This is a genomic window from Micromonospora sp. D75 (genome assembly GCF_018070405.1).
GTDB classification, from domain to species: domain Bacteria; phylum Actinomycetota; class Actinomycetes; order Mycobacteriales; family Micromonosporaceae; genus Micromonospora; species Micromonospora chalcea.
Map to the genome: position 1 here is coordinate 1 of NZ_JAGPXV010000375.1, position 5,850 is coordinate 5,850.

A 5,850-nucleotide genomic window follows, 5' to 3' on the forward strand; every position below is an offset into this window, starting at 1 on the left:
TGTGGCGCCTCCGGAGTGTCGAGCGCTGCGTAGACTGTCAGACGGATACCAATGCTTGACAATATATGGCCCCGCGTAAATTTGGTGGGCATGCAAGGCGTATGTGTCCAGTCGATAGACTCGGCGCACCATGGTCGACCCTCCGCCTTATCGCCACACCGCGCGCCGCCACCTGCGCGACGCGGTCCTCAAGGCCGGCCGCGACCTGGCGATCGACCGCGGCTGGGACGCGGTACGAATGGCCGACGTGGCGGCCCGCGTGGGCGTGAGCAGGCAGACGCTCTACAACGAGTTCACCAACAAGGCCGGACTCGGCGAAGCCATCGCACACCGCGAGATCGACCGGTTCACGGACGGCGTACGGGAGGCGTTGTCCGCACACGGCGGCGACGTGCGGGCCGCCGTCCATGCCGCTGTCACGTTCGTGTTGACGCAGGCCGGCACCGACCCGCTGGTCAAAACCGTCCTCAACAGCGCCCGAGGCACCGACGCCCTGCTCCCCTACCTGACCACCCGCGCCGACCTGGCCCTGGCCGCCGCCGTCACGGTGCTGAGCGAGTGGGCGGGCACGCACCTGCCCCGGGTGCCGGCCGATGACGTCACCGTCGGCGCCGAATCCCTCGCGCGACTGGTCGTCAGCCACATCGTGCTGCCGACCGCGCCCGTCGACACCACCGCCGACACCCTCGCCGATCTGGCACAACGCTTTTTGGACCCGCCGCGGGCGTGAACCGGCGCAACAGCTGCCACAGACGGCGGAAGGAGAGCATCCCCGCCGGTGACGATCTGCTGCCGGCCAGGCCGCTTGCCCGCCGGCGGGTGTCGGCCGTCCGGCGTGGTCAGAGGCCGGCGGCGGCGTCGTACCGGCGTCGCAGGTCGGCCATCTCCGATGCGGGCAACGCCTCCCTGAGCGCCAGTTCCTCGTACTTGTCGGGGAACATCTCCCGTAGCCGGTCGACGAACCTGACGTCGGCGGTCGCCTCGACCACCTGAATGCCGGGAGGTTGGGTGGTCATGTCCATGATCACCGGGCCGACGAGCTTGACCGCCCCGTCCCAGTGGCGCTTCTGTTCGGCGACGCCGCAGAGGTGGAAGCCGTAGACCGTCTCGACGTCGGCCAGTGTGGCGGCCTCGGTGGGCTCGTAACCGTAGACATGGACTCCGCAGACGATCGCCGGCGGCGCCTGCTCTCCGGCCGGCGCCTGTGGGGCGGTGTGCCCGGCGTGCTGATGATCTTTCGGGTCCGCCTGCTCGAGGGTCGTACGCATCCGGGTCAGGATCTCCTGGCGGAGAACTGCCGGGTCCGTCCTCGGGGTGGTCGAGGTGACCAGGGCGGCCACACCGAGCGACGCGGCAAGCAGGCACACCTCGATCCACATGAAGACGCTTCGGTACCAGCCGCCGACGCCTACCCGGGAAATCATTGTCGTTCCTCACCTCGTCGCGGTTCCTGATGCTGGCGCAGGGCCCTGCCGGCGGGGGGGGGGGGGGGGGCGGCGGCGGGTAGCCGGCGCCGGACGGCGCGGGCTGCCGGGCGCCGCCGTGCTGCTGGTTCCAGTTGGCCTCGGCATCGAACAGCTTTTCCAGCTCGCCGCGGTCGAGGAAGATGCCCCGGCATTCGCCGCACTGGTCGATGACTACTCCGCTGCGCTCGTACTGGCGCATCTCTCCGCGGCACTTGGGACAGGTCATCTGCATGACAACGACGGTACCGGGTGTTTTCACGCAGCGGCGGTCAGCGCCTGCGTGACCTCGTCGTCGGTGACCTCGTGGAAGTCCTCGTAGTACGCGCCGACGGCGGCGAAGTCGGGCGGGAGTTGGCAGCTCACGACCGTGTCGGCTTCGGGCGCGAGCATCTCGTACGCCTGCTCGGAGCCGACCGGGACGGCGACGAGGACGCGGGCGGCGCCGAGGTGGCGGGCGACCTGGACGGCGGCGCGTGCGGTGGCGCCGGTGGCGAGTCCGTCGTCCACGACGACGGCGGTGCGTCCGGTCAGGTCCAGTGGCGGGCGGCCGCCGCGGTAGCGCTGTTCGCGGCGTTCCAGTTCGGCCTGTTCGCGGCGGCGGACCTGGGCGCGGTCGTTCTCGCTGATCCGGCCGGCGACCATCTCGTTGAGGATCTGCACGCCGCCGGGGCCGAGCGCGCCGTACGCGACCTCGGGCGCCCAGGGCACGCCGAGCTTGCGGACGACCAGCACGTCGAGGGGGGCGCCGAGCCGGTCGGCGATCACCCGGGCGACGGGTACGCCGCCGCGGACCAGGCCGAGCACTATGACGTCGGGTCGGCCGGCGAGGTCGGTCAGACGTTCGGCGAGTTGCCGTCCCGCCTCGGCCCGGTCGCGGTAGGTGGTCATCCCTCAGGTGTACGCCTTCCGGCCGGATCGCGCGGGGCGGTTGCCGGGAATGCCGTCGGGTCGCCTGGTCGGGTGAGCGCCAGCGCCGGGGCGAGCACGAGCAGCGCGATCGGGTAGAGCAGGTAGCCGAAGCGGGTGGAGGGCATGAGCAGGATCGCGGCGAGCAGCCCGTACCCGCAGATGATCGTGGTGGCGGCGGCGGTGCGCGGCGGGCGGCGCAGCAGCCGGACGGCGATGGCTCCTCCGGCGGCGACGAGCAGCGCGGCGGCGACCGCCCGGCCGGCCGGGAGCGTCTCGGCGATCAGGTGGCCGGGGAAGGGTGACTGGGCGGGGCTGGTGACCAGGCCGTGGCCGAGGGGGAAGCGCAGCACGTTCTCGACGAGGGCTTCGCGGTCGACGAGCAGCACCGGGATCAGTGCGAGGACTGGTAGGCCGAGGGCGCCGAGGGCGGTGCGCAGGGTGGCCCGGCGGGTGGCGGCCCAGAAGAGCAGCACGAGGGCGATCGGCCAGGCGAAGAGTTTCAGCGCGCCGGCGGCGCCGACGGCGAGACCGGCGCGGCCGGGTCGGCCGGTGGCGGCGAGTGCGAGGGCGAGCAGGCAGAGCGCGAGTACGGGCAGGTCGTCGCCGCCGGTGGCGAGGGTGAGCGCGCAGACGGGCAGGACGGTGGCGGCTTGGACGGCGCGCAGTACGGCGGCGTCGCGGCGGGGCGCGGCCGGGCCGCCGCTCGCGCGCAGTGTGGCGACGAGGGCGATCACTGTGAGCGCGGTGACGACGGCGAACCAGACGCGGGCGTCGGTCCACCAGGCGTCCACCGCGGCGCGGGGCAGCCCGAACAGGGCCATGCCGGGCTGGTAGGGGGTGTAGCCGAGGAGTTGTTCGCCGGGGGGCAGCGCGGCGATGGCGTCGGGACCGAGGTAGGGGGTGCCGTGCTCGGCGAGGCGGGCGCCGGCGTGTTCGACCACGATCACCTCCTCCTGGGCGCGGTCGGTACGCCCGCCGGCCCGTTCGAGGCTCTGCGTGACGATCGGCAGCAGCGCGGTGGTGGCCCAGGTGATTCCGGTGACCGTCCAGCGTGCGGGCAGCGCGGCCAGGGGTGTGCCGGGGGCGCGGCGGCGGGCGAGCAGTTGCGTGGTCGCGGCGAGGGTGGCGAGCGCGTACCCGATGGTGGCGACGGCGCCCCAGGCGCGGTGCGGCGGCAGTGTGGAGGTGGCGGCGGTGACCGCGGCGAAGACGGTGGCGGCGGCGTAGAGGCCCAGGTCGAGGGCGAGACCACCGGCTGCGGCGTCGAGTGCCGACCAGCGGCGGGAGACGGTGGTTGCGGGGTCGGCGTGGGCGGTCACGCGGGCCAGTCTGGCAGACCGGCGCGGTGGCCCGGCGGGGTCAGGGTTGCCGGGAGTCGCCGGCGGCGGACGGGTTGGGGCGGGTGCGGGCGCCGCCGGCGCGGCGTCCGGGGAGGCGGATCACGGCGCCCGCGTCGTGCAGTGCCGGGGCGAGCGCGCCGGTGCGGCCGCCGTGGCCGCGCTGGAGGCTGGCGAGCAGCGCGGCGGCGGGCAGTGGCCGGGCGAACAGGTGGCCCTGGCCGGCGGCGCAGCCGAGTTCCCAGAGGGCGCGGCGCTGGGGTTCGCTCTCCACGCCCTCGGCGACGACTGTGAGGTTGAGGCTGCGGCCGAGGTCGAGGGTGGAGCGGATGACGGCGGCGGCCTCGGGCGCGGTCTCCATGGCGGTGACGAAGCTGCGGTCGATCTTCAGTTCGTGTACGGGGATGCGGGAGAGCAGGGAGAGCGACGAATAGCCGGTGCCGAAGTCATCGAGCGCCAGGCGGACGCCGGAGTCGCGCAGGCGGCTGAGGACGCGGTCGACGACGTCGAGCTGGCTGAGCGTGAGCGTCTCGGTGAGTTCCAGCACGAGCCGGTCCGGCGGGAGGTCGTGGGCGCGCAGCCGGGCCAGGACCGCGCCGGGGAAGCGGGCGTCGAGCAGGCTGCGGGGTGACACGTTGACCGAGACGGGCAGGTCGAAGCCGGCGTCGCGCCAGGAGCCGGCGGCGATGAGCGCCTGGTCGAGGATCGCCTCGGCGAACGCGGGCAGCAGGCCGGAGCGTTCCACCGCTTCGAGGAAGCGCAGTGGGTCGATGAGCCCGTGGGTGGGGTGGTGCCAGCGGGCGAGGGCCTCCGCGCCGATCACCTCGCCGCCGGCGAGGTCGACGATGGGCTGGAAGTTGACTGTGAACTCGTGGTCGGCGACGGCGCGGGGCAGTTCCCCGCCGAGGGTGAGCCGGCTGAGGTCTGCGGTGTCGCGGGCGGGGGCGTAGGTGGCGAGTCGTTGGCCGGCGCGTTTGGCCTGGTACATGGCCACGTCGGCGCGGCGAAGCAGCTCGGGCATCCCGCCGGTGGCGGGGGCGACGGCGATGCCGCCGCTGGCTTCCACGCTGATCCGCATGCCGTCCACGTCGAGCGGGTCGTGCAGGGCGTTGAGCAGGGCCTCGGCGCGGTGGGAGGCGACGGCCGGGGCGGGCAGGCCGCGCAGCAGCACGGCGAACTCGTCCCCGCCGAGCCGGGCGACCAGGTCGTCGGGGCGGGCGGCGTCGCGCAGCCGCTCGGCGACCTGGATCAGCACCTGGTCACCGGCGCCGTGGCCGAGGGTGTCGTTCACTTCCTTGAAGTGGTTGAGGTCGATCAGCACCAGCGCGGTGACGCCGTCGGCGTGCCGGGTGGTGAGCTGGGCGCTGCCCTCGTCCAGCAGGTGGCGCCGGTTGGACAGGTCGGTGAGGGCGTCGTGGGTGGCGGCGTAGGCGTGGTCCTCGGCGATGCGGGCGAGTTCGGCGTACGCCTGGGCGTTGCGGACCGCGGTGCACAGGGCGGAGGCGAAGGTACGCAGGGTGTACTGCTCGCGCTCGGAGAGTTCGACCGGACCGGCGAACCGTAGCCGCAGCACGCCGAGGTCGTCGGTGCGGTTGTGGCCTTCCAGCGCGACCGGCATGACCCGGCCGTCGATGTCGCTGGGCTGGGGCGACGTTCCGTCGTACGCGATGCCTGCGGCGTTGCCGCGGACGGTGCGTCCGCCGTCGCGCAGTTCGATCTCGATCTCGTCGGCGGAGAAGAGTTCGCTGGCTTCGGTGACTGCGGTGGTCAGCACCTGGTCGAGGTCGACCACGTTGAGCGCGTCGGTGGCGCGGGCGAGTCGTTGCCACGCCTGCTGCTCGGTGCGGGTGCGGATCCGCGTGGAATAGGCCAGGTGGAGGCTGAGCACCAGTGCCGGCACGGCGAGCAGCAGCCGGGGATCGGCCCGCAGGATGAGTACGGTGCAGGCGGCCACCAGGAAGCGGACCGCGAAGCCGGCCACCCGCAGGTCGAGGTCGGTGCGGAACTGCCGCACGATGGGCGTGCCGGACGCGAGCGCGATGACCGGAATCGCGAGTAGGTCGTCGAGCACGGCCGCGACGAGGTAGACGACTCCGAGCAGCAGGACGATCTGGAGCGGCTCGCGGGGCGCCCACGCG

Annotated in this window: 5 protein-coding genes and 1 pseudogene; 1 reads left to right on the forward strand and 5 read right to left on the reverse strand. The window is 73.3% G+C overall.

Annotated features, from left to right (window positions below):
• The first annotated feature begins 130 nt into the window (after positions 1–130).
• A complete protein-coding gene (locus KBX39_RS20800) occupies positions 131–730 on the forward strand; it encodes a TetR/AcrR family transcriptional regulator (RefSeq protein ID WP_043322870.1) in 600 nt (199 codons plus the stop codon).
• 109 nt (positions 731–839) lie between these two features.
• On the opposite strand, the gene KBX39_RS20805 is transcribed toward KBX39_RS20800, so the two are convergent.
• The 5 genes and pseudogenes from KBX39_RS20805 to KBX39_RS20825 form a co-directional block, all read right to left on the reverse strand.
• Positions 840–1,424: a hypothetical protein gene (locus KBX39_RS20805; protein WP_210872061.1), complete on the reverse strand. Its 585-nt coding sequence runs from the start codon at positions 1,422–1,424 to the stop codon at positions 840–842.
• Between the two features lie 121 nt (positions 1,425–1,545).
• A pseudogene (locus KBX39_RS20810) lies at positions 1,546–1,698 on the reverse strand (zf-TFIIB domain-containing protein); the annotation flags it as partial.
• A 23-nt stretch (positions 1,699–1,721) separates the two neighbouring features.
• Positions 1,722–2,354 (reverse strand): phosphoribosyltransferase, encoded by a 633-nt coding sequence (locus KBX39_RS20815; RefSeq protein WP_069089303.1) that lies wholly within the window; start codon positions 2,352–2,354, stop codon positions 1,722–1,724.
• Positions 2,351–3,694 carry a glycosyltransferase 87 family protein gene (locus KBX39_RS20820; RefSeq protein ID WP_210872063.1) on the reverse strand — a complete coding sequence of 448 codons (1,344 nt, stop codon included), beginning with the start codon at positions 3,692–3,694 and terminating at the stop codon, positions 2,351–2,353. Before KBX39_RS20820 ends, KBX39_RS20815 begins: the two co-directional genes overlap by 4 nt.
• Before the next feature lie 40 nt (positions 3,695–3,734).
• On the reverse strand, positions 3,735–5,850 hold a 2,116-nt coding region (locus KBX39_RS20825), incomplete at its 5' end, for a bifunctional diguanylate cyclase/phosphodiesterase (protein WP_210872066.1).